This is a genomic window from Pseudomonas sp. WS 5146 (assembly GCF_012985495.1).
In the GTDB taxonomy this organism is placed as follows: domain Bacteria; phylum Pseudomonadota; class Gammaproteobacteria; order Pseudomonadales; family Pseudomonadaceae; genus Aquipseudomonas; species Aquipseudomonas edaphica.
Genome location: NZ_JAAQWL010000009.1, coordinates 215191 through 241650, shown reverse-complemented (window position 1 = coordinate 241650; position 26460 = coordinate 215191). Strand labels below are relative to the sequence as shown.

General features: G+C 59.4%; 29 protein-coding genes and 1 pseudogene. 11 read left to right on the top strand and 19 right to left on the bottom strand.

The genetic code is table 11. The features are described from left to right. The first annotated feature begins 8 nt into the window (after nt 1-8). Nucleotides 9-755: a creatininase family protein gene (locus HBO41_RS22375; protein ID WP_169987765.1), complete on the top strand. Its 747-nt coding sequence runs from the start codon at nt 9-11 to the stop codon at nt 753-755. 53 nt (nt 756-808) lie between these two features. Here the strand turns inward: HBO41_RS22375 and HBO41_RS22370 are convergent, their stop codons facing one another. Continuing rightward, complete coding sequence (locus HBO41_RS22370; protein WP_017136847.1) at nt 809-1150, bottom strand: hypothetical protein; 342 nt, start codon at nt 1148-1150, stop codon at nt 809-811. 33 nt (nt 1151-1183) lie between these two features. Beyond that, nucleotides 1184-1828: a hypothetical protein gene (locus tag HBO41_RS22365; protein ID WP_017136848.1), complete on the bottom strand. Its 645-nt coding sequence runs from the start codon at nt 1826-1828 to the stop codon at nt 1184-1186. A gap of 143 nt (nt 1829-1971) precedes the next feature. Here HBO41_RS22365 and HBO41_RS22360 point away from each other — a divergent pair, with 143 nt between their 5' ends. Beyond that, on the top strand, nt 1972-2217 hold the full coding sequence (locus HBO41_RS22360) for a hypothetical protein (protein ID WP_017136849.1): 246 nt from the start codon (nt 1972-1974) through the stop codon (nt 2215-2217). Between the two features lie 3 nt (nt 2218-2220). Here HBO41_RS22360 and yfcF read toward each other — a convergent pair whose 3' ends face one another. The 3 genes from yfcF to HBO41_RS22345 form a co-directional block, all read right to left on the bottom strand. Beyond that, on the bottom strand, nt 2221-2853 hold the full coding sequence (yfcF, locus tag HBO41_RS22355; RefSeq protein WP_017136850.1) for a glutathione transferase: 633 nt from the start codon (nt 2851-2853) through the stop codon (nt 2221-2223). A gap of 98 nt (nt 2854-2951) precedes the next feature. After that, on the bottom strand, nt 2952-3827 hold the full coding sequence (locus HBO41_RS22350) for a hypothetical protein (protein WP_262380470.1): 876 nt from the start codon (nt 3825-3827) through the stop codon (nt 2952-2954). A gap of 61 nt (nt 3828-3888) precedes the next feature. Further along, nucleotides 3889-4779: a hypothetical protein gene (locus HBO41_RS22345; protein ID WP_256592271.1), complete on the bottom strand. Its 891-nt coding sequence runs from the start codon at nt 4777-4779 to the stop codon at nt 3889-3891. A 269-nt stretch (nt 4780-5048) separates the two neighbouring features. Here HBO41_RS22345 and HBO41_RS22340 point away from each other — a divergent pair, with 269 nt between their 5' ends. Next, on the top strand, nt 5049-6488 hold the full coding sequence (locus tag HBO41_RS22340) for a hypothetical protein (RefSeq protein ID WP_169987763.1): 1440 nt from the start codon (nt 5049-5051) through the stop codon (nt 6486-6488). A gap of 41 nt (nt 6489-6529) precedes the next feature. Here the strand turns inward: HBO41_RS22340 and HBO41_RS22335 are convergent, their stop codons facing one another. Together HBO41_RS22335 and HBO41_RS22330 are read right to left on the bottom strand one after the other, a co-directional pair. After that, entirely contained in the window at nt 6530-7072 is a 543-nt protein-coding gene (locus HBO41_RS22335) for a DUF924 family protein (RefSeq protein WP_026013690.1), read from the bottom strand. A 326-nt stretch (nt 7073-7398) separates the two neighbouring features. Continuing rightward, the gene (locus tag HBO41_RS22330) at nt 7399-8004 is read right to left on the bottom strand and encodes a LysE family translocator (protein ID WP_099547802.1); all 606 of its coding nucleotides are present in this window, start codon (nt 8002-8004) and stop codon (nt 7399-7401) included. 265 nt (nt 8005-8269) lie between these two features. On the opposite strand from HBO41_RS22330, the pseudogene HBO41_RS22325 reads away from it, so the two are divergent. Further along, nucleotides 8270-8644, top strand: a pseudogene (locus HBO41_RS22325) (GNAT family N-acetyltransferase); the annotation flags it as partial. A gap of 3 nt (nt 8645-8647) precedes the next feature. On the opposite strand, the gene HBO41_RS22320 reads toward HBO41_RS22325, so the two are convergent. The 7 genes from HBO41_RS22320 to HBO41_RS22290 form a co-directional block, all read right to left on the bottom strand. Continuing rightward, nucleotides 8648-9967, bottom strand: a complete 1320-nt coding sequence (locus tag HBO41_RS22320) for an OprD family porin (protein WP_017136858.1) — start codon at nt 9965-9967, stop codon at nt 8648-8650. A 138-nt stretch (nt 9968-10105) separates the two neighbouring features. Then, a complete protein-coding gene (locus HBO41_RS22315; protein ID WP_169987761.1) occupies nt 10106-10939 on the bottom strand; it encodes a phosphodiesterase in 834 nt (277 codons plus the stop codon). 9 nt (nt 10940-10948) lie between these two features. Beyond that, on the bottom strand, nt 10949-11980 hold the full coding sequence (locus HBO41_RS22310) for an ABC transporter ATP-binding protein (RefSeq protein WP_169987753.1): 1032 nt from the start codon (nt 11978-11980) through the stop codon (nt 10949-10951). Beyond that, a complete protein-coding gene (locus tag HBO41_RS22305) occupies nt 11977-12771 on the bottom strand; it encodes an ABC transporter permease (RefSeq protein WP_017136861.1) in 795 nt (264 codons plus the stop codon). Before HBO41_RS22305 ends, HBO41_RS22310 begins: the two co-directional genes overlap by 4 nt. Continuing rightward, nucleotides 12768-13586: an ABC transporter permease gene (locus HBO41_RS22300; protein ID WP_169987751.1), complete on the bottom strand. Its 819-nt coding sequence runs from the start codon at nt 13584-13586 to the stop codon at nt 12768-12770. The genes HBO41_RS22305 and HBO41_RS22300 overlap by 4 nt, the downstream gene beginning before the upstream one ends. Beyond that, nucleotides 13587-14591 carry an ABC transporter substrate-binding protein gene (locus tag HBO41_RS22295; protein WP_169987749.1) on the bottom strand — a complete coding sequence of 335 codons (1005 nt, stop codon included), beginning with the start codon at nt 14589-14591 and terminating at the stop codon, nt 13587-13589. Further along, nucleotides 14575-15594: a LacI family DNA-binding transcriptional regulator gene (locus HBO41_RS22290; protein WP_017136864.1), complete on the bottom strand. Its 1020-nt coding sequence runs from the start codon at nt 15592-15594 to the stop codon at nt 14575-14577. The genes HBO41_RS22295 and HBO41_RS22290 overlap by 17 nt, the downstream gene beginning before the upstream one ends. Before the next feature lie 220 nt (nt 15595-15814). Here HBO41_RS22290 and HBO41_RS22285 point away from each other — a divergent pair, with 220 nt between their 5' ends. From HBO41_RS22285 to HBO41_RS22265, 5 genes are all read left to right on the top strand, one after another. After that, entirely contained in the window at nt 15815-16912 is a 1098-nt protein-coding gene (locus tag HBO41_RS22285; protein ID WP_017136865.1) for a carboxynorspermidine decarboxylase, read from the top strand. A 28-nt stretch (nt 16913-16940) separates the two neighbouring features. Beyond that, entirely contained in the window at nt 16941-18185 is a 1245-nt protein-coding gene (locus HBO41_RS22280) for a saccharopine dehydrogenase family protein (protein ID WP_017136866.1), read from the top strand. 1021 nt (nt 18186-19206) lie between these two features. After that, nucleotides 19207-19542: a DUF6124 family protein gene (locus tag HBO41_RS22275; protein ID WP_017136868.1), complete on the top strand. Its 336-nt coding sequence runs from the start codon at nt 19207-19209 to the stop codon at nt 19540-19542. A 590-nt stretch (nt 19543-20132) separates the two neighbouring features. Next, a complete protein-coding gene (locus HBO41_RS22270) occupies nt 20133-20468 on the top strand; it encodes a DUF6124 family protein (RefSeq protein ID WP_017136868.1) in 336 nt (111 codons plus the stop codon). A 71-nt stretch (nt 20469-20539) separates the two neighbouring features. After that, nucleotides 20540-21043, top strand: a complete 504-nt coding sequence (locus tag HBO41_RS22265; RefSeq protein ID WP_169987747.1) for a signal peptidase II — start codon at nt 20540-20542, stop codon at nt 21041-21043. 41 nt (nt 21044-21084) lie between these two features. Here the strand turns inward: HBO41_RS22265 and glsB are convergent, their stop codons facing one another. After that, a complete protein-coding gene (gene glsB, locus HBO41_RS22260; protein WP_017136872.1) occupies nt 21085-21993 on the bottom strand; it encodes a glutaminase B in 909 nt (302 codons plus the stop codon). A gap of 200 nt (nt 21994-22193) precedes the next feature. After that, nucleotides 22194-22604 (bottom strand): hypothetical protein, encoded by a 411-nt coding sequence (locus HBO41_RS22255; RefSeq protein ID WP_017136873.1) that lies wholly within the window; start codon nt 22602-22604, stop codon nt 22194-22196. Nucleotides 22605-22713: 109 nt separating this feature from the next. Between HBO41_RS22255 and HBO41_RS22250 the strand changes: the two genes are divergently transcribed. After that, nucleotides 22714-23565 (top strand): helix-turn-helix domain-containing protein, encoded by an 852-nt coding sequence (locus tag HBO41_RS22250; protein ID WP_169987745.1) that lies wholly within the window; start codon nt 22714-22716, stop codon nt 23563-23565. Here HBO41_RS22250 and HBO41_RS22245 read toward each other — a convergent pair whose 3' ends face one another. Continuing rightward, complete coding sequence (locus tag HBO41_RS22245) at nt 23566-24195, bottom strand: ribonuclease T2 family protein (protein ID WP_099547790.1); 630 nt, start codon at nt 24193-24195, stop codon at nt 23566-23568. 37 nt (nt 24196-24232) lie between these two features. Continuing rightward, nucleotides 24233-25213: a Gfo/Idh/MocA family protein gene (locus HBO41_RS22240; protein ID WP_169987743.1), complete on the bottom strand. Its 981-nt coding sequence runs from the start codon at nt 25211-25213 to the stop codon at nt 24233-24235. A 127-nt stretch (nt 25214-25340) separates the two neighbouring features. Here HBO41_RS22240 and HBO41_RS22235 point away from each other — a divergent pair, with 127 nt between their 5' ends. Further along, a complete protein-coding gene (locus HBO41_RS22235; protein WP_017136876.1) occupies nt 25341-25703 on the top strand; it encodes an NUDIX hydrolase in 363 nt (120 codons plus the stop codon). Here HBO41_RS22235 and HBO41_RS22230 read toward each other — a convergent pair. After that, a complete protein-coding gene (locus HBO41_RS22230) occupies nt 25689-26402 on the bottom strand; it encodes a transporter substrate-binding domain-containing protein (protein ID WP_017136877.1) in 714 nt (237 codons plus the stop codon). The genes HBO41_RS22235 and HBO41_RS22230 overlap by 15 nt on opposite strands. Between the last annotated feature and the right edge of the window lie 58 nt (nt 26403-26460).

Genomic DNA, 26460 nt, shown 5'->3' with positions numbered 1-26460 from the left:
AGCGTCGCATGCTTCTACACACCTCCACCTGGATCGAAATCGGGCAGTTTCTGGAACGCAGCCGCACGGTGGTTATTCCCATTGGCTCCAACGAGCAGCATGGCCCCACCGGCCTATTGGGCACCGACTGGATGTGCCCGGAAATCATCGCCCACGAGGCGCAGAAAAACGCCGACATCCTGATCGGCCCGACCTTCAATATCGGTATGGCCCAGCACCACCTGGGTTTTCCCGGGACCATTTCCCTGCGCCCTTCCACCTTTATCGCTGCCATTGGCGATTGGGTGCGTTCATTGGCCGGGCATGGTTTCGAGAAAATCCTGTTCTTGAATGGTCACGGCGGCAATATCGCCACCATCGAGGCGGCCTTTTCCGAGCTCTACGCCGAAGCCAGCTACGCGCGCCGCCCGGCCGGGTTTGCACTCAAGCTGGTGAACTGGTGGGACCTGGAAGGCGTCAACGAACTGGCTCACCGCCAATTCCCGGTGGGCCACGGCAGCCACGCCACGCCGTCGGAAATTGCAGTGACGCAGTGGGCGTACCCAGAGTCGATCAAGTCGGCTGAGTATTCGCCACAAATCGCCAACACCGGGCCGATCCGCGAAGCGCTGGACTTTCGCGCACGCTTCCCCGACGGGCGCATGGGCTCTGATCCTGCGCTGGCGACGGTGGAAAAAGGCGGTGAGTTGGTGGCGTTGGCAGCCAAGGGGTTGGTCAACAGCGTGAACGCCTTCAGCAACGAAGCCAGACCCTAGGCCCACCATAAATCCAAATGTGGGAGCTGGCTTGAACGGTGTGAAGGCTCGGATTACTTGCAATCCTGTGCCGCCAACTCAAGCCGCGATGGCTTGATCGCCGACGCCAGTGGCTTACGCTCATACAGGAACACCTTGGTGCCGTCCTGGGACTTGTAGGCTTCCAGTACATCATCGGCGGCAATCTTGCTGGTCAACACCACTTTGGCATGACGCGAGTTCTGGGTCACCGTCGAGGTAATGCCGTGTTTTTCAAGCTTGGGCAACACGCACTGCACATAGCCTTCAGGGGTCTTATTGGTTTGCAGGGTCAAGCTCGGAGCGTTGGGAGCGGTGATACAACCGGTCAGCAACAAAGGAGCCGCAGCCAGGGCCGGAACGAAAAAAGCGCGCATATAAAATCCTGAGTATAAAAAGAAAAGTTCACATCAACTGGCGCTTACCAACGCCTTGAGCGACACATCGAACTGCTTCAATGCATCAAGCTGTACATCACGCTGCTGTTCAATCTGTGCGGCAATTTCCGGCACCGCCTTGTCATGCACCCACACAGACGGCACCTGTTTGTGCACCGAGCCTTCAGCCTTGGCGATGTATTGCAGGTTCGCGTCATAGAACCTTGCAACAAAGCGCGCCTCAACCTGATCGTTACGCTGGGTCAGCAGCTGGTTGTGGGTATCGAGCACCACCACCACATCCGGGTGCGCCTGCACCAATTCATCGAGGCTGCTATAGACCGTTACTGTAAGAAAAGTGCCCTGCAACGAACTCATTAACCAATCGATGGCCAGTTCCGGGTCGGAGCTGTTGACGAACGCTTCACGGATGCGCCCGTCGAGGGCATCCTTGGCGCCGTTCATGGCCATGGCGTGGTAGCGTTCAAGGTAGCTGAGGTTGTCGCGGGTGTTTTCGCTGTACAACACCCCCACCGATTGCGCGTGCCGCAGGGAGTCTACGCTACCGACGAGAGGCAGCAAATGGCTTGTACGCAGATCATCGGCAATCGCCGGGTTGGCCAGCACCGTGGTGCCGAGCATCAGTATCATCAGGCCCAGCTGGATTATCGTCCTCATCGCGCATTTCCTTGAACAGCGTGTCGATGGCGTGATTGTCCGCTTTTGGCGCAAAAACAGAACGTGTGATCCTTGATGGTGACTATCATTTGAACCGATAGTGTCAGGCAGCCTAACTCCATAAAACCTATAAGGACCACGCCATGAAGCCCCACCAGAAAACCTTCGACCGCATCCGCGAAGCCGTATTGCCGGAGTTTCGCGAGCGGGTCGCCGATTACCTGGTTGAATATGAAAACGTGCTGCAGGACGACACCGCAGACGCCGACCTGCGTTACGCCAGCGCCCAGCAACTGCTCGGTTACCTGCGCGGCTTGAACACCACGCGGGTGTTGGGCATGGCCGATTGGGAAGACCTGGGCCGGCGTGTGGCCCAGGAATGGCTGTAACCCCTAGAGCGCCGGGCGGTGCAGGTTGACCCAGGCCTGCACGGAAGGCCGCTGCCATTGGTGTTGTGCATAGGCCACCAACTCGGCGGGCACGTTGTCACCGTTGAGGATCAAACGGTTGAGCATCACCGCCAGGTCCACATCGACTATCGACCACGCACCGAACAGGTACAGCGGGTTGCCTGCCAATAACGCCTGTGCCGCCTGAATCAACTTGTGCGCGGCCGCCTCACCCGCAGGCGACAACGGCGGCATCTTCTGCCCATAGAACACCACCAGCGTCGAACGTTCCTGGCGAATAGCCTGCAAGTCGCTGCGCAACCACGCCTGAACCTGCCGCGCCCTCGCCCGCTGTTTTAAGTCCGTCGGGTATACCGTGGTCTGGGGGAAAGCCTCATCCAGGTATTCGCTGATTGCAGAGGACTCCGACAAGGCGAAGTCGCCTTCCACCAACGTGGGCACACGCTGAGTCAGGGACAGTTGGACAAATTCCGCTGCCTGGTTTTGCGCCGTGTCCAGGTCAAGGGTGACGGTTTCGAAGGTCATGCCCTTTTCCAGCAGGGTGACGAATACCGACATGGCGTAGGGGCTGGTGAATTGAGCATCGACATAAAGGCGCAAAGACGGTGACGGCATAAAGGCTCTCCTTGGGTGAATGCCCACGCTACGAGATCGGCAGCTGGAAAGACAATGCGCGATTTTTATGGGGGCATTCCAAGTGGGAATGCGAGCCCTTATCCAGCGTTTGCCAACACCTGATCAAATACATAGCCCATCATGTTATTCAAGAACTTCTCTTGCCCATTGTCTACCGTGGTGCCTGAAACCTCAGTGGTGGTAAGTTCAATATCACTGAATGCGATCACTCGGCCCATCGTGCCGCCTACCAACCAAAAAAGCACATTAGCACCAAAAGTAGCCAACACCTTGCTGCCTGGGGGAAGTTGTGTTGCAGTCATTGCAAGTGATGCAGACCCCTTGATTGTCACGCCTGAAGAGTTGCCGAAATAGCTGCTCAAGTTTTCCGTTGTGGAAGACAAGCCACTGTAAACCCCCACAACAGGCACGCCAGCAAGCGTACCGGTATGCCCAAATCGCTGTAAAACATTCAACATGCCTACAGCGGCGCCATTATCACAGGCTAACAGTAAGACGCCGCCTAGCGCTGCATATTCTTTCAACCTATCTGCTTGTGCCACGGTAAAACTACTATTATGTAACCCGACAGACAGCACATCATATTTAGCCTTCAATTCAGCAGCCGTTATAGAGGGAGCAACAATATCTGCCGCGGCATCAATAGCGTCTACAGACTGGATTTTATTATAAGTCCCGTTGGGTCCGTAATTTGCGGGCTCTTTAACCTGCGCCATCAAATTGGGGTAACTTGAATTACCAATGGCGACACTCGTAAAACCAAACTTTATAACCTGCAACTTTACTGGCTTGGTCACGGCCGCAGTCGCCGCCGAACAACAATGACGGTGCACATGAACATGCACGTGTATATGCACCTCTTCACCACTGAGGCAGTTCTTGTGATCTTCACGGCACGTCTCAGAAACTACGACACCACTGATTTCACGCGGGGACTGGCTTGAATCAGACATATTCAAAACTCCTATAAACTTAGCAAACTTACCGGAACGTTACTGCCGACCGCATATGCGCTTATTCCGCGCTCACCAGCACCTGATCAAAAACATAAGCCATCATATTATTTACAAATCTCTCTTGCCCGTTATCGATCGTAGCGCCATCGACATCAATCACCGCCAGGTCTATATCACTAAAGGCGATCACCCGACCCTTTGTCCCTCCTACCACCCAAAAAAGCACATTAGAACCAAAGGTAGCTAACACCCTGCTGCCGGCTGGAAGTTGTGCGGCGGTTATCACAAGTAATCCTCCCCCCTTAAGTGGCAGCCCAGACGAATCACCAAAACAGTCACTGAAGTTTTCCGACGCAGAGGAGACCCCGGTGTAACTCCCTATAGCACTGCTAACAAAGGAGCCGGTATGCCCAAATACCTGCAGAACATTTGTCATGCCAGCCGCAGTACTATTATCACAGGTCAGCAGCAAGACACCGCCCAAATCGGCATACGCTTTCAACTTGGCAGCTTGTGCCACGGTAAACGTACTCACATGCAGCCCTACCGACAGCACGTCATATTTAGCCTTGAGTTCGGCAGCGGTTACGGTGACCGATACAATATCGGCCATCGCATCAAACGTAATGACAGATTGAATTTTATTATACGTGCCCTCTGCACCATAGTTGGCTGGCAACTTGACCTGCGGCATCACTTTAGAATAATTCGGACTGCCAATTGCAATATTGGTAAAACCAAGCCTGATAACTGGCAATTTTTTTTCGGCCACCGGCACGGGTACGGGTACGGACACCGCCCCCGTCGAACAGCATTTATGGTGTACATGAACATGAATATGCACGTGCGCCACCTCCCCATGATCGAGGCAGGCCTTGTGATCTTCATGGCACTGCTCAGATACAACGGTGCAGCAGACTTCACGCGGGGCTTGGCTTGAATCGGACATGATCGACACTCCTGGGGCCTAAGAGCACCTACCTCAGTAACAGGTAGGTACCCGCCCTCACCTGGGCGGACTCACAGCACTACACGCCGAATCCAATACTCCGTCTACTGTCAGAATTAACAGGGCTGGCGTAAAAAGTGTCTGGCGCACCGAGTGCATTCCTGGCGGAATCAGTCGCATTGATGGCAATATCATAGCTCTTGGCTACGAAGCAAAACCGCCCCGGTATTCGTCGCATTACCCCCATAGCTTTCAAGGAAGATAAGCTTATGAAACAAGCAGTTGTGGTTATCCACGGCATCGGCGAACAGCGCCCAATGGACACGCTACGCGGCTTCGTCGAAGCGATGATCCCTGCCGCCCCGCCCGATGGCACACCGTTTTACTGGAGCAAGCCAGACCGGCTTTCGCGCAATTTCGACCTGCGCGTACTGAAGTCGTCAGGTCGCACCTCCACGGACTTCTATGAATACTACTGGGCCCACAAAATGCAGGGCACCAAGGTCGGTCACCTGCTGGGCTGGCTATGGGATATTTTCAAACGCCCGCGCCGTGACATTCCCGAGGCCATCGTGCCGATCTGGCGCACCACGCGCTGGACGCTGATGGTGCTCCTGCTGCTGATTGCCAGTGGCACTCTAGCCACGGCCCGGGGCGGGTTCGAGCCCAGTGACAATCCGTTCGCACTGTTGCCACTGCTGCTTGGCGCCATCGGGCTAGGGTTGCGCTATTCAGCGCTGTCTTACCTGGGCGATGCGGCGCGCTACTTGAGTCCCAACCCGCAGAACGTGGTGATTCGCGAACAGATCCGCGCAGACGGGGTGGCGTTGCTGCGCGCCCTGCACAACCAGGGCGACTACGACCGTATCATCGTCGTCGGCCACAGCCTGGGCAGCGTGATTGCTTACGACATCGTCGGTTACCTGTGGCATGAACACCACGACCAATTGACCCAGGTGATCCCCAGCAACCGCGAGCTGGCCAGCCGTTATGCCGCCAATGCCACGTTGCAACCGGTGATTAATGAAGCATTGCCCAACGCCGGCGCCGCCCTCGATGGCAGCCTGGGCAGCACCTTGAGGTTCCGCGAGCAGCAGGCCCAGGCATTTATCGAGCAACGCGGCCTGGGCAATCCGTGGCGCATCAGCGACCTGGTCACCGTCGGCAGCCCGATGGCCCACGCCAGCCTGTTGTTGGGCCGCAGTGTGAGTGACTTCAAAAAACGCATTGAACGCCGCGAAGCGCCGGCCTGCCCACCGACCGAAGACACCAAGGGCTATGGCTATAACGCACGCAAGCCAGTGATGCTTGGGCAAAAACCGTTTACCCCGCAGTACCTGCACCATGCTGCGGCGTTTGCCGTGACGCGCTGGACCAACCTCTACTTTCCCGCGCCCTACGGCTTGTTTGGCGATATCGTCGGCGGCCCGGTCAAGCCGGTGATGGGTGCAGGCGTGCTGGATTTACCCGTCACCGTAGGCACCTGGAAAGGCTGGCTCGCCCGCTCCTGGCTCAGCCACACCCAATACTGGAGCGAGCGCGGCGGTGCCCAGGGTTACCTCGGCACGCTCACTCAGGATGACAGCGCAATCAGCCATGGCCAGCGCCCGTCGGCCACCGAAGCCTTGCGCTGGGCGGTCGACCTCAAGGGGTTGCGGCGCTTTCGTCCGGTGGGCGCCAAGGCAGCCTTGGCACCCACCGAGGTCTAGGAGGCCCATGATCGCTCCCACGCAATGGGAACGATCACGGCCTAGCCGGCGAAACCACCGGCCTTGAGAAACTCATGCTCGGGTTGGGTGGTTGCCCTGGCCAATACCGCGTTGCGATGGGGAAACCGCCCAAACCGTTCAATGATATCCGCGTGCTCCTTGGCCCAATGGTAGGTGCTGGCATCCAAATACTGGTTCAGCGCCAACGAACGCTGCTGGTCCGCCGGGTCTTCGGAATGTTCAAACGGCAGATAACAGAAGGCGCGCAGTTCGGGCTCGATCTGTTGATCCAACCCGGCGTCCACCGCCCGCCGCGCATACAAACGCGCCAGCGGGTCGGTGGCAAACATATGGGCCGTGCCGCGAAACGCATTGCGCGGGTATTGATCCAGCAAAATCAGCAAGGCCAGCGCACCCTGCGCCGAATCCAGCCAGCTTTCCAACTCACGCCGGGCGGCTTGCATATGCGTGGCGTGAAAGGTCTCGCGAAAGGCTGCGTCAAACGCGTCGTCCTTGGCGAACCAGCGTTTTGGCCCTGCCTGCTTCCAGAACGCGATCACTGCCTCGGCGGATTGTTCGTTCATGCTCGTCATCGTCCTCTCCAACACTTAACACAAAAAAAGCCGCACAGACTTCATCATCGACGTCGGCGATATCCATCAAGTGTCCCACATGGGCTGCGCAAGCTTGCGCGCGGTCGCACCATTGCACATAGGGTTTACCTGATGATCCACCGTCCTGCCCAGGTTTTCAGCGACTCCAATAGCCAAGTGCGCAACAAGCTGTCGGGTACAACATCAACGGGATCTTTGTCGCCAACTGCGCGATCTCGGTGATGCTGTACCGCTGGAAAAGCCTTGATGCCATTGAGCTCAAGCGCCCTGTGGCCTGAAACTGCGCGCCACCGGGTTCAAGGCGCAATAACGTGCAGGTAGAACGCGTGAAACATGAAATACGCACACCCGGCCAACGCCAGCCCCATGCAGCGGTTGAACCAGGTAAACGCCGCCGCCCCGTTGATCCGCCGCCCCAACAGTGCGCCCAACAATGCGTAAACCCACGGCGCGCCGACCGCCCCCAGCCCCAGCAAGGCCGATACGCCAAAGATCGAGGCCCCGGTAATATGCGCCGCCGGCAACATCACGCTGGTGATTGGCAACACCGCGACGATGCCCTTGGGGTTGAGCAACTGGATCACCAGGCCATTCCAGAAGGTCAAGGTCTTGGCAGGCGTGCTTGGGGCGTCATCCACCTCGGTACGTGCGGTGAACACCTGGTAGGCGAGGTACAGCGTGTACACGCCGCCAATCAAAGAAATATACGGCAATGCCGCCTGGGAAATGATCGCTTCGCCGGTGTAGCCAAACAGCACGAACATCAGCAGCATCGCGCACCCCACGCCGATGTAGAAACCGCTGGAGCGACGCAATTTGCCCGTAAGCCCGGCATTGAGGCCCATCAAATTGACCGGACCGGGGCTGTACATGACGCTGAACGCGTAAAGGAAAATGTCCATGGCGAACCTGCAGTAGAAGAAGTCGGGCGAGTCTACTGAGCGGGGTGGTGCGCAATCTTGAACGTTTGTGGTTGATTGGCGCACCTGTGGCGAGGGAGCTTGCTCCCGCTGGGCTGCGCAGCAGTCCCGAAGCCACACTCTGTAGTGAGTCCCTGGGCGCCCGCTACACATTAAATCGGGGCCGCTGCGCGCCCCAGCGGGAGCAAGCTCCCTCGCCACAGGTAGAGTGTCAGCCGGCCAAACGATAGAATCATCCAATGCGGTCAGATTTTTGACCCGGCTTGTCAGCGAATGGGAAAACGGCACCCTGCGGTTTGACAAACCTGGTGAGTGCCTATTGGGCGTGTTTCGTCACAACCTGTTGATTGCGATCGGAGGTGTTTCACGTGATCCGTACTCCAATCCAGACACCGGCCGGTTACGCCGCGTATACGTTGCCCCCTCAATGCGCAGACACAACGTTGGCAAGGCGCTGGTGCAACGGTTGTTGGAACACGCAGCGGCACATTTTCAACAGGTGCACCTGACCACCGATACACCAGAAGCCGCAGCGTTTTATCTGCGCTGCGGCTTTCATCAGATAACCAATGGCACAGCAACCCACGCGAAATCGCTTGTGCCGGGCGTCACCGGACCTTGAGCCTTACATCAACGGAATCGAGTAATTCACAAATACCCGGTTCTGGTCCTGGTCCCGCGCGACTTCGCTGCGCGACACGCCATTGCGCCAGCCGAACCCGACGTTCTTGAACGGGCCGCTTTGCACCACGTAGTCCAGGGAGATATCCCGTTCCCATTCGCTGGCGTTGTTGCCGCTGGCGGTGAGGATGTGGTCGCCCTTCAAGTACATCACCGACGCTTTCAGGCCGGGCACGCCGAGCGCGACGAAGTCGTAGGCGTATTGGGCGAAGGCCGTGCGTTCACCGGCCTGGATAAACGTTTGCACGGTACGATCGGTGTAGAGGTACAGGCTGGAGCCGCCCTCCCCTTTATTCACCAGCCCGCCCTGGTTGAGTTGGGCGAAGTTGCTGTCGTCCGAGACTTGTTGGTAACCGGCGGTAATGGCGTGCGGGCCGAGCGAATAGATGAACGCGGCGCTCCAGGTGTTGTTGTCGATCTCCCCCGTGCCGTTCTTGGTATAGCCGCTGAACTTATAGCCTTCTGCACGGCCGGCGGCGCTGCTGTTTTTGCCGTCGGAGGTGGTCTTGAAATAACGCAGATCGGTTTTCAGTGAGCCGTAGTCACCCAACGGCAACACATGGATCAGCCCGGCAAAGTGTTGTTGGTAATAGTCTTCAAGGTTGGCGTAGTAGTACTGCACCAGCAGGTCCTTGTTTACTTGATAGTCGGCACCGGCGTAGTTGAATTTATTGCTTTCCTGGGTGCCGCCTGCCGCTGCCAGGCCACTGCGGTCGCTGGACCCGCGGCCGGTGGTGTGTTGCAGTTGGCCGCCAATCAAGGTCAGGTTGTCGATGTCTTTACTGGTGATCTGCCCACCTTCGAAAGACTGTGGCAACAGACGGCCATCGTTGCTCACCAGAATCGGCAGGTTTGGGCGCAGGTAGCCGTAGCGCAGCTCGCTCTTGGCGAAACGCGCCTTGGCGGTCGCACCGCCACGGGCCCAGCTGTCGGCGGCTTTGCCGTCATCGTTGGGGATCATCGAGCTGCCGACATGGCGGCCGGCACCACTGTCGAGGGTCAGGCCGAGCATGCCGATAGCATCCAGGCCAAAGCCTACGGTGCCGTCGGTAAAGCCCGACTGGTAGTTGAGAATAAAGGCCTGGCCCCACTCTTCGGTCTTCGACGGCGCGGCGGTGCCGTCGCGGTTATCGTTGTTGAAATAGAAGTTACGCATGTTCAGGTTGGCTTTGCTGTCGTTCAGAAAGTCAGCCGAGGCCAAGGGGCTCAGGGCAATGCCCAAGCCGCCGGTCAATACGCTTAAAACATTCAAAGTGGCTTTCATCAAGGCGAACTCCGGCGCGGAATCCAAGTTCCGGGCGCAAAAAAGGGCAGCAGGGTGCACGCGACCAAACTTGCGTGGGTCGCTGCGTTAACTAACGTTCAATTACCTGGTTGTAAGGAAGTGGACCTCCGTGAAACCTCAGTCAATCAATCCATGGGCGTCATAAAACGGATAGGGCCCCGGGTAGTCCCCGAACACACCGTTGTGGCTGATCAACCCGTGCTGTTCATCCCAGCGATGCAACAGGTAACCCGCCGGCTCCAGGTTGAAATGCGCGGGCGCGGCGTCTTGCAGGTCGAGCACGATCTGGTGGGAGGTGCCGGGGCAGACACAACTCAGGCTTCCGCCAAAACGCCGCTGCATCGGGCGGTGCAAATGGCCGCACAACAGACGCTCCACTTGTGGGTGGCGGGCGACGACCTTTTCCAGCGCAGCCGCGTTGATAAAAGGTTCACGGTCCATATGACCGATGCCGCTGATAAACGGCGGGTGATGCAGGATCAGCAGGGTCGGTACATGCGGGCGCAGCGCCAATTGCGCGTCCAGCCACTGCAACTGGCTTTCCAGCAACTGCCCGCCATGGCCACCGGGGATGGTCGAATCGAGGCCGATCAAGCGCAACGGGTGCTCATCCACAACCCAGTCCAGCGGGCCATCCGCCGACGTCGGCAAATAGCGGTGATCGCCGAATGCATCCAGCAACGGCCCACGCGTGTCATGGTTGCCCGGTACCAGATAGCAAGGCATGTGCAGGCGCGACAGCTCCGGGTGCAGCACGGCGTATTCATCGGCGCGACCAAAATCCACCAGGTCGCCGCTGACCACCACGATGTCGGGCCGTGGGTCACTGGCATTCAGATGGTCGACGGCACGGCGCAGTGCGCCCAGCGTGTCGACCACGCCATAGGTGAGGCGATTACCGGCTTTCAGGTGCAGGTCGCTGATCTGGGCAACAACAAACGGACGGTTCACAGTAAATTCTCAAGCATTGAGGGTAAATAACTTGTGTGGCGCAATCGCCAGGGCAATCGGTGCGCCGACGCTGTGCAATAGGTTGTCGCTGCTGTCCACCAGCAGCGGTTGGGCGCCACCGACATCCACCAGCAGGCGGCTTTGTGCACCCTGGAAGAATTGCGCCACAAGATGGCCGTGCACGTGCCCTTCGTCTTCCATCACCCGCAAGTGTTCGGGCCGGCAATAGACGGTGCTCGGCGAGTCAGCCCTGTGCCACGGCAACTCGCCGCCGCAGACTTTCAGGCCGTGGGCGGTGCGATCAAGCACCACAAAGGCATTGAGGTTGCCGACAAAGCCTGCGACGAACGCATTGGCCGGTTGCTGGTAGATCTCACGCGGGCTGGCCAGTTGCGCAACACGGCCCCGCTCCATGACCAGGATGCGATCGCCCAGGGCCATGGCTTCGCCTTGGTCGTGGGTGACAAATACCGAGGTGATGCCCAACCCACGCAACAGCTCATCCAACTCACTGCGCAAACGCTCGCGTAATTGCGCATCCAGGGCTGCCAACGGCTCGTCCAGCAACAGCACTTTGGGGCGCGGCGCCAAGGCTCGCGCCAGGGCCACGCGTTGGCGCTGGCCCCCGGACAATTCGTGGATGCTGCGTTTGCCGTGGTTCTGCAAACCCACCAGTTCCAGCAGTTCTTCACAACGCTTGTTGCGCGCAACGGGCGACAGGCCGCGAATCTTCAAGCCATAGACGATGTTCCCGGCCACATCCAGGTTGGGAAACAGCGCGTAATTCTGGAACACCATGCCCACATCGCGGCGCTCGATCGGCAGGCGGGTGACGTCCTGGCCGCCGAAAAACACCTGCCCCACGTCCGGGCGTTCCAGCCCGGCGATCAGCCGCAGGGTGGTAGTTTTGCCGCAGCCGGACGGGCCGAGAATCGCCAGGGTTTCACCGCCTTCGACGGTCAGGTTCAAGTCATGCACGGCCACGGTGCCGTCGGCGAACGCCTTGCGACAGCCCTTCAGGCGGATAGTGATAGCAGTCATCGACGCTCTCCACGGGACAAACGAGCACTGATGGCCTGCAACGCAATCAGCAGCGGCACGATCATCAGCAAAAAGATAAGGGTGTAGGCGCTGGCGATTTCCAGGCGCGCCGAGGCATAGCTGTCGGCCAGACCGACCGGCAAGGTTTTGGTCATCGGCGTGTGAAGCATCCACGTCAGGTTGAACTCACCCAGGCTCAGGGTGACCACCATCAGTACGCCCGCCAGAATCCCCGCCCGGCAGTTGGGTACCACCACACTGAAAAAACGCTTGATCGGCCCGGCCCCCAGGCTCGCGGCGGCCTCTTCCAGCACTGGCAGGTGCTGGCGTTGCATCACCGCCATCACCGGGCGTACCAGAAACGGCAGCGTGAACAGTACGTGACCGACAAGAATGAACAGCCAACTGCTGCGAAAGGTGCCGAACTGGCCGTAGGTCAGCAGTAACGCCAACGCACTGGCGAGCCCCGGCATCGCTACCGGCAGAACCATCAGTTCCTCGAACGCACGGCTGAAGCGGTTGTTCATGCGCACTAACGCATACGCTGCGGGCACACCCAACACACAGACGCACACCGCGCAGGCCAGCGCCAATTGCAGCGACAGCCACACCGTCGGCGAGTAGGCCTGCCACACCTGGATCAGCCAATCGAAGGTCAAGCCGCTGGACAGGCCGACAAAGAAATTGCGCGTCAACCCAGCCAACAACGACATCAACACCGGCACCAGCATGAAAGCGCACACCAGCAGGGTGAACAGCAGTTGAATCACAAACAGCGATGAGCGCTTCACAGGACAGTCCCCGCGTTTTTAACCAGGCGTCGTGTCAGCAACAGCACCGCCCAGGTTACCGCGCCGAGCACCACCGACAGCGCGGCTGCCACGGCAAAGTTGGCGTAATTGGTGAACACGTTGTAGATCGCCACCGGTGTGACATTCAGGCGTGTACCCAGGGTGAAGGCCGTGCCGAAAGCGCCCATGGAGGTGGCAAAGCAGATGGCCCCGCAAGAAGCCAGCGCCGGCGCCAAGCCCGGCACGATCACGTCACACACTACGCGCCAATGCCCCGCGCCCAACGAATGCGCGGCCTCCTCGAGGCTGCGATCGAGGCTTTCGCACGCAGCCATCACCGTGAGAATCACCCGTGGGATCGAAAAGTACAGGTAGCCGACAAACAACCCCGCCAACGAATAGGCAAAGATCCAGCGCTCACCGGCCAAGTGCATCCCCAGCGCCGCAAACAAGCCTTGACGCCCCGCCAACAGAATCACCAGGAAGCCCACCACCACGCCAGGAAGTGCCAAGGGAAACGTGAGCAGCGCCACCAACGCCGAACGCCCGAAAAACTGCTGGCGTGCCAGAAACACACCGCTGATGCCACCGATCAACAGCGCGACCAGCGTCACCACCATCGCAAGCATCAGGGTTTGCCCAAGGCTGCCCAGGTATTGCGCGCTGCTCAGCACCTGCCAATAGCCGCTGCCGTTGCTGTCACGGCTCTCGGCGCCCAACACCACCAGGTGCGCCAACGGCAACAGCCAAAAGGCGAGCAGCACCGCAAAAGCCGGGGCCAGCGCCCAGGCCGCGTGTCGGGTCGAAGTTGCCACTTACTTGACCTCGTTGAGGTAGCGGGCGGCGAAGGCTTCCTGCACCGCGGCCATTTTCTGGTAGTCCACGACACCCGCGCGGGCGTAATCGCTGTCGGGCAAGAACTGTGCGGCGACCTCGGCCGGCATTTTCACCGGGCGCACCGGGCGCAGGTACGCCTTGGCCCACAGCGCCTGGCCCTGGTCCGAGAGCACGAAGTCGAGCACCTTCTCGGCGTTGGCGCGATGCGGCGCATTGGCCACTTGGCTCATCACATACGGCACGCTGATGCTGCCCTCTTGCGGGATCACAAAGGCAACGTTGGCGTTGTCCTTGTAGCGGGCACGGTAGGCGTTGAAGTCGTAATCCACCAGGATCGGCAATTCACCGGACAGCACCCGTGCATAGGCAGTTTGCTTGGGCACGATGGGCGCGTTTTTCGCCAGTTTCTGGAAATAGTCGATGGCCGGGGCGAAATTATCCAGGTCGCCGCCCAAGGCACGGTTGATGGCCACGGCAGACACGTAGCCGACGAATGCGCTGGAGGGGTCGAGGTAGCCGACCATGCCTTTGTATTGCGGCTTGAGCAGGTCGGCCCAGCTCTGCGGCACCGGCAAACCGCCGAGCGCGTCGACGTTGACCATGATGCCCAGGGTGCCCGAATGGATGGCGAACCATCGGCCCTCGGGGTCTTTCAAGCCTGCGGGAATCTGCTCCCAGCCCTTGGGTTTGTAACCCTCCACCACCCCGGCTTTTTGCGCTTGTAAACCGAACGTCACGCCGTAGTACACGACGTCAGCGACCGGGGCGGCCTTTTCCGCCACCAGTTGCGCCAGCGACTGGCCGGAGTTCTTGTTGTCCAGCGGCACCTGTACGCCAGTGCTGGCGGCGATGGCCTTGAGCTGCGTGCCCCAGTCGGCCCAGTCCGGCGGGCAGTTGTAGCAAATCGCGGTTTCGGCGGCCTGGGCCAGGCTGGCCACACCGCACAGCAACACAGCGGCCAGGGTTTTACTGAATGCGCGCATCGAGGGGCTCCTCATGGGGTTGAGTGCTTTCGCCCGGCCGGATATGGCAAGGCAAGCAATGGGAAATCGGGGCGTTACCGGCGATTTGCGCCAGCAGTTGGTCAATCACCGTGCTGGCCAGCAGTGCAATGGGCTGCACCACGCTGCACAGGGTCGGGTGCATCTGGGTACCAAGGGAGATACCGTCAAAGCCCATCACCGACAGTTGCTCGGGCACATTCCAGGCATTGCGGCGCAGTTCGGCGATCAGGCTGATGGCCAGGAAATCGTTAGAGCACACCAACGCCGTGGGCGCGTCCGGGCCTTGCAGATACGGCTGGATCGCGGCAAATTCGGCCTGGGTGTGCGCCGGCATTTCGATCACGGCGCGCGGTTGAAGGCCATACGCTTTCATCGCATCGCAATACCCGGCGTAGCGCAGTCGCGCACGGTCCGATTGCAAGGCAGGCCCGGCGACCATGCTGATGCGTCGGTGCCCGGCCTCAAGCAAATACCGCGTGGCCAGCGCCATGCCCGCGCGGTTATCAACCGACACCGCGCTGTAGCCGGGGTTGCTCGGCTGGTGGTAAGCCAGCACAAACGGGGTTTGCTCCATAGCCAGGCTGTTCAGCACGCTGCTGCTCTCGGCGTCGGTGACGGTCAGCACCAAGCCATCCACACGCTGGCGCAGCAGCTCTTCGACCACCACGCTTTCGCGCTCGCAGCTGTAATCGGTGGTCGCCAGCAACAAGCTGTAGCCACGCAGCCGCGCTGCGCGCTCCATGGCCTGGAACTGTTCGGCAAACACCGGGTTGAGCAGGTTGGGCACCACCACACCGATCAGATGGGTGGTTTGCAGGCGCAACTGGCGGCCGAGCAAGTTGGGCCGAAAACCCAGCTCACGGGCAGCAGCGAACACCTGCTCACGGGTGGCCTCGCGCACCTGCTCCGGGGAGGCGAAGGTGCGGGCGGCAGTGGCGCGGGATACACCGGCCAACTGCGCAACGTCTTTCAAATCAGTCATTGTCACTCGCTTGAGATCGATCTCATTGGCGAGGACAGTAACGGGGGAATGTGGCAGGACGGTGCCAGGGAGATGACGGTTTAATGGCAGCCAGGGTTCACGAGAATGTCTTTATTGCGACGTAGGGTTCAGCAAATCCGCCCGCTAACCTTTCGATCTGATCCAAGTGCGGGCACAATGCGTGTCCTTTTTTGGCAGGCACCGCCGCAGGCTCTCAAAAATGATCAAAACGCCGTACTACCTCATCGATAAACAGAAGCTTCTGGTCAACATGCAGAAGATTGCTTACGTGCGCGAGCAGTCCGGCGCCAAGGCGCTGCTGGCGCTCAAGTGCTTCGCCACCTGGTCGGTGTTTGACCTGATGCAGCAATACATGGACGGCACCACCTCGTCGTCGCTGTATGAATTGAAGCTCGGTCGCCAGAAGTTCGAAGGTGAAGCGCACGCCTACAGCGTGGCCTGGGCCGATGACGAAATCGAAGAGATGCTGGAGAACTGCGACAAGATCATCTTCAACTCCATCAGCCAACTGCAACGTTTTGCCGAACGCAGCGAAGGCAAGACCCGCGGCCTGCGCGTCAACCCGCAGGTGAGCAGCTCCGACTATTTGCTCGCCGACCCGGCGCGCCCGTTCAGCCGCCTGGGCGAATGGGACCCGGTGAAGATCGAAGGCGTGATTGATCAAATCTCGGGCTTCATGTTTCACAACAACTGTGAGAACGGCGACTTCAGCCTGTTCGACAAAATGCTCGGCACCATCGAAGAACGCTTCGGCGCGCTGCTGCACAAGGTCGAGTGGGTCAGCCTTGGCGGCGGCATCCACTTCACCGGTGAAGACTATGCCGTGGACGCGTTCTGCGCGCGCTTGAAAGCATTCTCCGAGCAGTACGGCGTGCAGGTGTATCTGGAACCGGGTGAAGCAGCGATCACCAACAGCGCCTCGCTGGAAGTCACCGTGCTCGACACCCTCTACAACGGCAAGAACCTCGCCGTGGTCGACAGCTCCATCGAAGCTCACCTGCTGGACTTGCTGATCTACCGCCTCAACGCCAAATTAGCGCCGAGCGACGGCGAACACACCGTGATGGTGTGCGGCAAATCCTGCCTGGCCGGGGACATCTTCGGCGAGTATCAATTTGATCGTCCGCTGGCCATCGGCGATCGGCTGTCGTTCATCGACACCGCAGGCTACACCATGGTCAAGAAAAACTGGTTCAACGGCCTGAAAATGCCGTCCATCGTAGTGAAACAACTCGACGGTACAGTCGAGGTGGTTCGTGAATTTGGTTACGACGACTACCTGTCCAGCCTTTCGTAAGCTGGCGGATAAAGGAGAGATAAAGCAATTGAAAAAGAACGTTCTTATCATTGGTGCAGGAGGTGTCGCCAAGGTGGTGGCCCACAAGTGCGCGCAGCACAACGACGAACTCGGTCGTATTGCTATCGCGTCGCGCAACATCTCCAAATGCCAGGCCATCATCGACAGCGTCAAGGCCAAGGGTAGCCTCAAGGTGCCCGCCGACATCCAGGCCTTTGCGCTGAACGCTTTGGACGTGGAAGCGACCAAGGCCCTGATCCGCGAGACCGAGTCGCAGATCGTTATCAACGTGGGTTCCGCGTTCCTCAACATGTCGGTACTGCGTGCCTGCATCGACACGGGCGTTGCGTACCTGGACACCGCCATTCACGAAGAGCCGGGCAAGGTCTGCGAGACCCCGCCGTGGTACGGCAACTATGAATGGAACCACCTGGAAGAGTGCAAACAGAAGAACATCACCGCCATCCTTGGCGTGGGCTTCGACCCGGGTGTCGTCAACGCGTATGCCGCGCTGGCGCAGCAACAGCATTTCGACCGCATTGATTCAATCGATATTCTCGACGTCAATGCCGGCAGCCATGGCAAATACTTCGCCACCAACTTCGACCCGGAAATCAACTTCCGCGAGTTCACCGGGCAGGTGTGGAGCTGGCAGAACAGCCAGTGGACCAGCAACACCATGTTCGAAGTCAAACGCACCGACGACCTGCCGGTCGTCGGTTCGCAGAACCTCTACCTTACCGGCCACGATGAAGTGCACTCGCTGTCGAAAAACCTCGACGTGCCCAACGTGCGGTTCTGGATGAGCTTCGGCGAACACTACATCAACGTGTTCACCGTATTGAAAAACCTCGGCCTGCTCTCCGAAAAACCGGTCACCACCGCCGAAGGCCTGGAAGTCGTACCGCTTAAACTGGTCAAGGCCGTGCTGCCCGACCCATCTTCGCTCGCCCCCGGCTACACCGGCAAAACCTGCATCGGTGACCTGGTCAAAGGCACCAAAGGCGGCCAGCCACGTGAGATGTTCATCTACAACGTGGCCTGCCATGAAGAAGCCTTTGCCGAGACCGACAGCCAAGGCATCTCCTACACCGCAGGCGTGCCTCCGGTAGCCGCTGCGCTGCTGGTGGCGCGTGGCGAGTGGGACGTGAAACACATGGCCAACGTCGAGGAACTGCCGGCTGAGCCGTTCCTGAAGGCGCTGGACGTGATGGGCTTGCCGACTCGGATTAAAGACGAGCACGGTGATCGGGCTTGGGATGCGATTGCTTGATTAGGTGATTGCTGACCGAACAAAAAAATGCGCCCTCTGGGGCGCATTTTTTGTTTGGAACAAACACAAATCTCCACCCCAATGAAGATCAACCTGTGGGAGCTGGCTTGCCTGCGATAGCGATCTTCCAGTACCGCATGGGTTGGCAGACACACTGCTATCGCAGGCAAGCCAGCTCCCACATTGAATCTCCGGTGAATGCCAAAACAGTTCAAAAAACTGTCAATTCTCACAGGTTACGCCTCCCACAAACTGCGCTAGCTTAGCCAGTCGAGAGCGCAATCATCGATTGGCTCACCCATTCATCATGAGCGAAAGGACTCGTCCATGAACCGGCCAAAACCCGCAACCCGCAACACTTCGCCGATCAAGCCACGGGCACGAAACCGTTTAGGCATCACCGCCCACCTGCCCCGCTGGGTGTTCGCGCTGCTCATTGCACTCTGCACCCTTGGCGCACTGCAAGACCGCGTCCGCCGCGTACGGCCGGTGTACGCCGTACTGCTGTGTGTCGGCGTGCTCATGCTGTTATGGGCGGGCTGGATACGCTGGTTTGCGCCTGGTTCATAGCTCGCAGGTATGACACTCGCCATCAACGAGCGATGAAGATCAACCTGTGGGAGCTGGCTTGCCTGCGATAGCGGCCTTTCAGTGCCGGATGGGTTGACTGACACACTGCTATCGCAGGCAAGCCAGCTCCCACAGGAGATCGCGTGCGTTCAGATAATTCCCACAGTGGTTTCAGGTTGTCGGTCGGAAGTGGGCTGACTAATCTCTGTGCCGTCGCTGCCAATTCAGCGGCCGGATTTGACCGTCCGATTAATTAAAGTACAGCTTGGCTCTAACCTATTTCAGGTGTTTTTTTCACGCCTGAGGTATCGTGTTGCGGTGGCTGTATGCGGGATACCTTCGGGTATGCCGGATTTCCTTTGATTGCCGGTCGGTCAACCCGTGTACAGCTGCCACCCTCTTCGCTTGACCGCGAACGTTGGCAGCTCCACTTAATCTTAGGACCTTCACCATGATCAAAGACAGCCCAAATCCCCCAGGCCAGCCAGACTACGACACCAGCACTCTGCACGAAGTGGCCTACCGTGCGATCGCCCACTACCTCAACCCCGGCAAACCCATTCCCGAACCCAGTGAAGGCATCTTCACCGTGCGAGCCGACCTGGGCACCGAAACCCTGCTGGTCAACGCTTCCCAGGACTTGGCGTCCATCAGCGATATCGCCAACCACCTGGCGTTTGAAATCGACGGCTCCCAACGCAATGTCGCGCTGGGCATCTGCCGCATGCTCGAAGGTGTGCAACTGCTGGTGGACAAAGCTCTGAACGTAGCGCACCCAGCCGCCTGAAGATCGTTTCCACGCGTTGTGAACGATCAACCTCAAAACCGATGAAGATCAATAGGTGGGAGCTGGCTTGCCTGCGATGACGGCCTTTCAGTACCGCATGGGTTGACTGACACACTGCTATCGCAGCATAGGTATCTACACAACTTTTAAAAGCAGCCTATTTCTCCTGTGGCGAGCAGGCTTGTCCTGCTCGCCACAACAGCCCACCTGCCACAGACTTCGTGTTAACCGGTTGTGTAGATACCTATGGCTATCGCAGGCAAGCCAGCTCCCACAGGAGATCGTGTGCGTTCAGATATTTCCCACAGTGGTTTCAGGTTGTCGGTCGGAAGTGGGCTGACTAATCTCTGTGCCGTCGCTGCCAATTCAGCGGCCGGATTTGACCGTCCGACTTTAAAGAGCAACTGCACCCACACCGATCCTGGGCGTTTTTTTTACGCCTGATGTATCGTGTCGCGGCAGCTGTACGCGGGATACCTTCGGGTATGCCGGATTTGCTTCTTTAGCCGGTCGGTCAACCCGCGTATAGCTGCCACCCTAATTCGTTTGACCGCGAATCGTGGCAGCTCCATTTATAAAGGAGCTTCACCATGATCAAAGACAGCCCAAATCCCCCAGGCCAGCCAGACTACGACACCAGCACCCTGCACGAAGTGGCCTACCGTGCGATCGCCCACTACCTCAACCCCGGCAAACCCATTCCCGAACCCAGTGAAGGCATCTTCACCGTGCGCGCCGACCTGGGCACCGAAACCCTGCTGGTCAACGCTTCCCAGGACTTGGCGTCCATCAGCGATATCGCCAACCACCTGGCGTTTGAAATCGACGGCTCCCAACGCAATGTCGCGCTGGGCATCTGCCGCATGCTCGAAGGTGTGCAGTTGCTGGTGGACAAAGCCCTGAACGTGGCCCACCCAGCCGCCTGAAGATGGACGAGGTAGAGCGCCTGAGCTATCTTCGGGCGCTCTATCGACAGACCGGAACAGGAAGTTACCGCTTGAGTACCTCGCCCCTTCTACGAAGCCGCACCTTCGCCCTCCTCGCCGGCATTGCCTTTATTGCCGTGGACCAGCTAGTCAAACTGCTGGCCCTGGTTTCGCTGCAAGCCAGCAGCTTCAAAATTGGCTCCAGCCCTCTCAACCTTGCGCTGGAACTGAGCCTCAACCCAGGCGCCTTCCTCAGCCTGGGCGCCGCATTGCCGCCGCAGGTCAAACAGCTGATCTTTATCGTTGGCGTAGCCGTCGTGGTGACGTGGGCCATGTGGTGGTCGCTTTCCAACTGGAGCCAGCCGCTGCGTAAAGTCTTGCCGCTTTACGCAATTGCCTTGGGCGGTATCGCCAACTTGATCGACCGTGTGTTTCGCGACGGGCATGTCGTGGATTACATGGTGCTGAACGTGGGGCCAACACATACCGGCGTGTTCAATATTGCCGATATCGCAATTACAGCCGGGGCATTGTTTTTGATGCTTGATCTGTTCGTGAAGCCTCGTAAGTCCTGATCAGCAAGGGGATTCATGCATCAGCGTGAATCCCCAGGCACTCAAAACACCGACCACCCAATCCGCTCGCTCAGCAACTCCAACGCCTTCATCCCCGCCAGCGAGTTCCCCGCCGCATTCAATTCCGGCGACCACACGCACACCGTAAACTGCCCCGGCACCACGGCGACAATTCCGCCGCCGACGCCACTCTTGCCCGGCAAACCCACACGGTAGGCAAAGTTGCCCGCCTCGTCATACAGCCCGCTGGTGGCCATGATCGAGTTGACCTGCTTGGTCTGGCGCGCGGTCAAAATCTGCTCGCCACTGTGGGCACTTACGCCCTCGTTGGCCAGGAAGCTGAATGCCCGGGCCAAATCCAGGCAGCTCATTTGCAGCGCGCAGTAGTTGAAGTAACTGTGCAGCACCGCGTCGACGTCGTTGTGGAAGTTGCCGAAGGACTTCATCAAATAGGCCATGGCCGCGTTGCGCGCGCCGTGCTGGGCCTCGGAGTCGGCGACGACGCTGTTGACCAGGATTTGCGGGTTACCCGACAGGCGCCGCACAAAGTCACGCATCGACAAAATCGGCACGGCGAAGCGTGACTGGTTGATGTCGCAGATCACCAGGGCGCCGGCATTGATGAAGGGATTGCGCGGGCGGCCGCGTTCGAACTCCAGCTGCACCATGGAATTGAACGGTTGCCCCGAAGGCTCGTGGCCCAGGCGCTCCCAGATGGTTTCGCCGCCATGGTCGATGGCCTGCACCAGGCTGAACACCTTGGAGATGCTCTGTACCGAGAACAGCGTGTCGGCATCGCCTGCGCAATAGGCCGAGCCATCGTTGCCGTACACGGCGATGCCAAGCTGATTGGCGGGTACATCGGCGAGTGCGGGAATGTAGTCGGCGACTTTGCCCTGGCCGATCAGGGGGCGAACTTCGCTCAGGATCGATTCCAGCAGTGCCTGCATGTCTTGTCCGGTCATTCTTATTGAATCAGTGATAAGCGGGGCGCGGAGGATACTTTAATGCGTCCGCAAGCACACCATTCAACCAATGTGGGAATGCCGCCTCGGACGCTCCGCGTCCCGCACCTGAAGTCGTGACGCGGAGCGTCACAGGATGCATGCCCACGCGGAGCATGGGAACGATAGCGCAACGATCGGGCACTTCAAAAATGCGCCACATCCGACACCTGCTCATCGAGTACATCCCGCGCCAGCGCCCAGGCGCGGTCCCTGGATTCCACCACCAGCAGCGGGTAGCCCCAGGCCTTGCCGAACATCAGCGCAAATGGCTTGAGGGCCAGGCGTTGCGCGGCGCTGGGTTCCACCTGGATCATGCCTTTGACGTAAGTGCGCAACGCCTGTTTGTTTTTTTTCATCCAGATCGAGGCGTGTTTGCGCTCCTCGTGAGAGTGCTCGTGGTTGTTTTCGTCGACGGCTTTTTCGTGCAGCAGCACAAACGCTTGCTGGCGAGCCAGCAGGCTTTCGAACACCGCAAAAGCATCCTCCGGGCCGCCTTCGTTAGGCGCGTCAAACACGATTTTCACCACGGGAAAGGTTGAACTGTCGAGTCGCATGGCAAAGCTCCTGAATGAGAGTGGCTCTCACTATAGAGATCTTGCGACTGGACGGCATTGCACAGAATAGCCAGAATATTTCGCAGTTCGGCCAAATAGCGAATCCGCCATGCAACGCCACCGCCTTGAAGAACGCGACCTGTCCAGGTCCAGGGACGCCGACCTGATCCCGCGCGCAGTGGTCGCCGTGGGCGCCACCAGCACGTCCGAGCGTTGGGAACATACGCCGCACTCGCACCGCAAAGGCCAGTTGATGTACACCCTGCGCGGGGTGATTCATTGCCAGATCGAGGCCGGCATCTGGATCGTGCCGCCCCAGTGCGCACTCTGGATTCCCGGCGGCCTGGCCCATGCCGCGCGGGGTGCCGGGGAGGCTGAGGTGTATTGCCTGCTGATCGACCCGGACGCCGCCGGCGCTCTGCCCACCCAAGGCTGCACGTTAGCCGTGTCCGGGCTGTTGCATGAGTTGATCAGCAAGGCGGTGAGTTTTCCGCACTTGTACGAGGAAACCGGTGCGCAGGGACGCTTGATCAACACACTGTTGGACGAACTGGCCCAAGCCCCCATTGAAGACTTGCACCTGCCCATGCCCCAGGACCTGCGACTGCGGCGCCTTGCCGACAGTTTGCTGGCAGACCCCAGCGACAAGTCCACGCTCGAACAATGGGCACAGCGCATCGGCATGAGCGAGCGCAGCATGACGCGCCTGCTGCTGGAGGAGCTGGGTTTGAGTTTCGGCCGCTGGCGTCGGCAGTTACATGTGATTCTGTCACTGCAACGCCTGGCCAAGGGTGAAAGTGTGCAACGGGTAGCGCTGGACCTGGGTTATGAGAACGCCAGCGGCTTTATCACCATGTTCCGTAAAGCCGTGGGCCAGCCCCCGGCGCGTTACCTGGCGGATCGCGCCGGCGCGTCGAGTGCAACGGCGGTTGGCGCCATCGCCTTGCACCCCGACCGTTGATCAACGCTGAACCGGAATGCGGATATCGCCGCCCCTGCATTGGCTCTTAACACTGCGCGGGCAGCCGGCAAAACGCAGCTCTTTGCTCAGGCACACGCGTACTTCAGACAGCACCTTGCCTTTGCAAATGACCGCCATGCCATGGTTGCCCATGGCCGGGTTGCTCTGGCGGAACAGGCTCTCGATCGCTTGTGCATCCATGTAATTGGGCACATTGAACGGCTGCAACTGCTGCGGAATCTGCACGTTGGCCAAGGCCGTATCGGTGGCCTCCAGGTAACGCGAAGCGTCCAGCCCGCTGCAGGTGCCGTGTTTGGCCCACTCGTGCTTGAGCAACGCCTGCGTGGGGAAGATCAGCGCACCTTTGGCCAGGTCCGCCGCCGACAATCGCGATTGCGTATCGCACGACGCGGGCCAGCCGCCCTTGGCGTACTGCGGCCAAAGCCCGTGCAACACAAACCCGTAGCCTTTGCCCGTGCATTGCTCGTTGCCAGGGTGCGTCAGGCAGAACGTCGGCGACCATGACAGCGACAACACATAAAAATCAAACTCCCCAGGCGTCCCTTGGCTACGTGGGGCCGCCAGCACATTGGTGGCCAGTAACAGCCACAACAGCATCCAATATTTCATTTGCCTATTCCTGAGAGAAAAAACAGGTATATCCCGATTAACCCGGCAAATTAGGGTTACGGAGTAACACCTTATCGAGGATCCGGTCGGTCTTCAGCGCCTCGATCGCCAGTGACGGATGTTCGGCTTCGCCACAAATATGCGCATTCATGGCCAGTACGTGATGCCACTGGATATGTGCATGGCAGGGTATTTCCAGCACCTCATTCACCTCACCTTCCAGGCGTAACGGCTGGTCTTCAAACACGGCAAAGGTGATGCGGCCGCGGCTGCCGATCAGCTCCACGCGGTCTTCGCGCCGGTCTGCGACAAAATTCCAGCAACCCATGCCCAGCGCGCCATTTGCGAAAGTCCAGCAAGCCGTTACCGCATCTTCAGCCACGTAATTGCCAGCCTGGCGCGCGGTAAACCCGGTGACCTCGACGATATCGCCGGCCAGGTACTGGAACAAATCAAACCCATGGCTCGCCAGGTCGGCAAAGTAGCCGCCGCCGGCAATAGTCGGGTCGGTGCGCCAGTTGGCAGCGCTGGCATCAGCGGCCGCCGGTGGCTTGCACAGGCTCCAGGTCACGTGGCGCAACTCGCCAATGCGCCCTGCCTGCAGCCAGTCGCGTACTTGCTGGAAGCGCGGCAACGAACGGCGGTAGTAAGAGACAAACAAGTGCAGCCCGGCCCGCTCGAAGGTGCGCTGCATCAAGGCGCTCTGCTCGGCATTCAGCGACATGGGCTTTTCGACGCAGCAATGCTTGCCGGCTGCCGCCACCATCAGGCTGTATTCGAGGTGGCTGTCGGGCGGTGTGGCGATGTACACCGCGTCCACTTCGGGGTCGTCGATCAAGGCCTGGGCGTCGGTATAGAAACGGGCAATGCCGTGGCGTGCCGCATAATCACGCACGGCTTCTTCACGGCGCCCCATCACGGCCACCAGCGCCGAACCTGGCGCTTTGTAGAAGGCGGGTCCACTCTTTAATTCAGTGACACTGCCACAGCCAATCATGCCCCAACGTACGGTATTCATCAGTTGTCCTCGTCCGTTTTCATCAAGGGGGCAGTATCCACATCACCGCTGGTGCTTGCCAGCCTGAATCAGCATGACAATTGCATTACACTTTCATGACAGCCACTGAGCCAGGCAGGTGTAGACATTGAAAATCCGTGCAACCGTAATTTGTGAACACCAGGGGCATATCCTCTTCGTGCGCAAGGCCCGCTCGAAATGGGCCTTGCCGGGCGGCAAGGTCGAGCGTGACGAGCGCCCGGTCGGCGCCGCCGCACGCGAGCTGGAAGAAGAAACCGGGTTGAATGTGGATGGTTTGTTGTACTTGCAGGAGCTGAAGGCCCGCGACACCGTGCATCACGTGTTCGAGGCCTCGGTGGTGAACATCAGCGAGGCGCGCCCTTGCAACGAGATCATTGACTGCCGGTGGCACGCTTACGGCGCCATGGACGAACTGGACACCACCGACGCCACCCGCCACATCGTCAAGTCGTTCCTACGACGCCTGTAAGTCCGCACTCTGCCCGCTGTCCAGCAAACCGCGCTTGACTCCACCCTTGGCTTTCTGCCGTTCGACAAAGGATTTGACGAACGCGGCAGCGGCTGCATGCGCCACTGGAACGGCCATGGCCTGGTGAATGGTCATGAAGTTATCGTCAAGCAGGCGCCAGTGCGCAGACACACGGGTTTGCAGAAAATCCCGCACCCCCGCCGCCGCATCCAGGCCTTGCTCGATAAACCAGTCCACCGCCGCCGCAGAAGTGGGCGCACGCACCAGTTCGGCGTGCTGCACGGTTCGGCTCAGGTACAGGTCGTAGGCCGCGCCCTGTCCCACGGCGATACGCTTGCCCGGCGCATCCAGTTGCGCCACCTGGGTCAGCGCCGAATCAGCCGCCACCAGGTACGTGCCCTTGATCGCCACATACGGTGCGCTGAAGGCGATTTGCTGCTCACGCACCGGCTCGATCGCCAGGAACGCCACGCGCCACACGTCTTCGGCCAAGGCGGCAAAGACCTTGCCGGCGGCGTCAAAGGTGATCAGCTCCAGGCTGGCGCCCAGCTCCTCGGCCAGCGCGCGTGCGAGTGCCACCGACACACCCTGCGGCTCGCCGTCGGCGCCGCGCTGCGCCAGCACCGGGTTACCAAGGTTAATAGCGGCGCGCAGTACGCCATCCGGGGCCAACTGTTGCAGTACTTGCGGGTCAATCATCGAGCGCTCCTTGACGGGTCCGTTGCACAGTCTAACGGATCACAAACGGCAACACGCC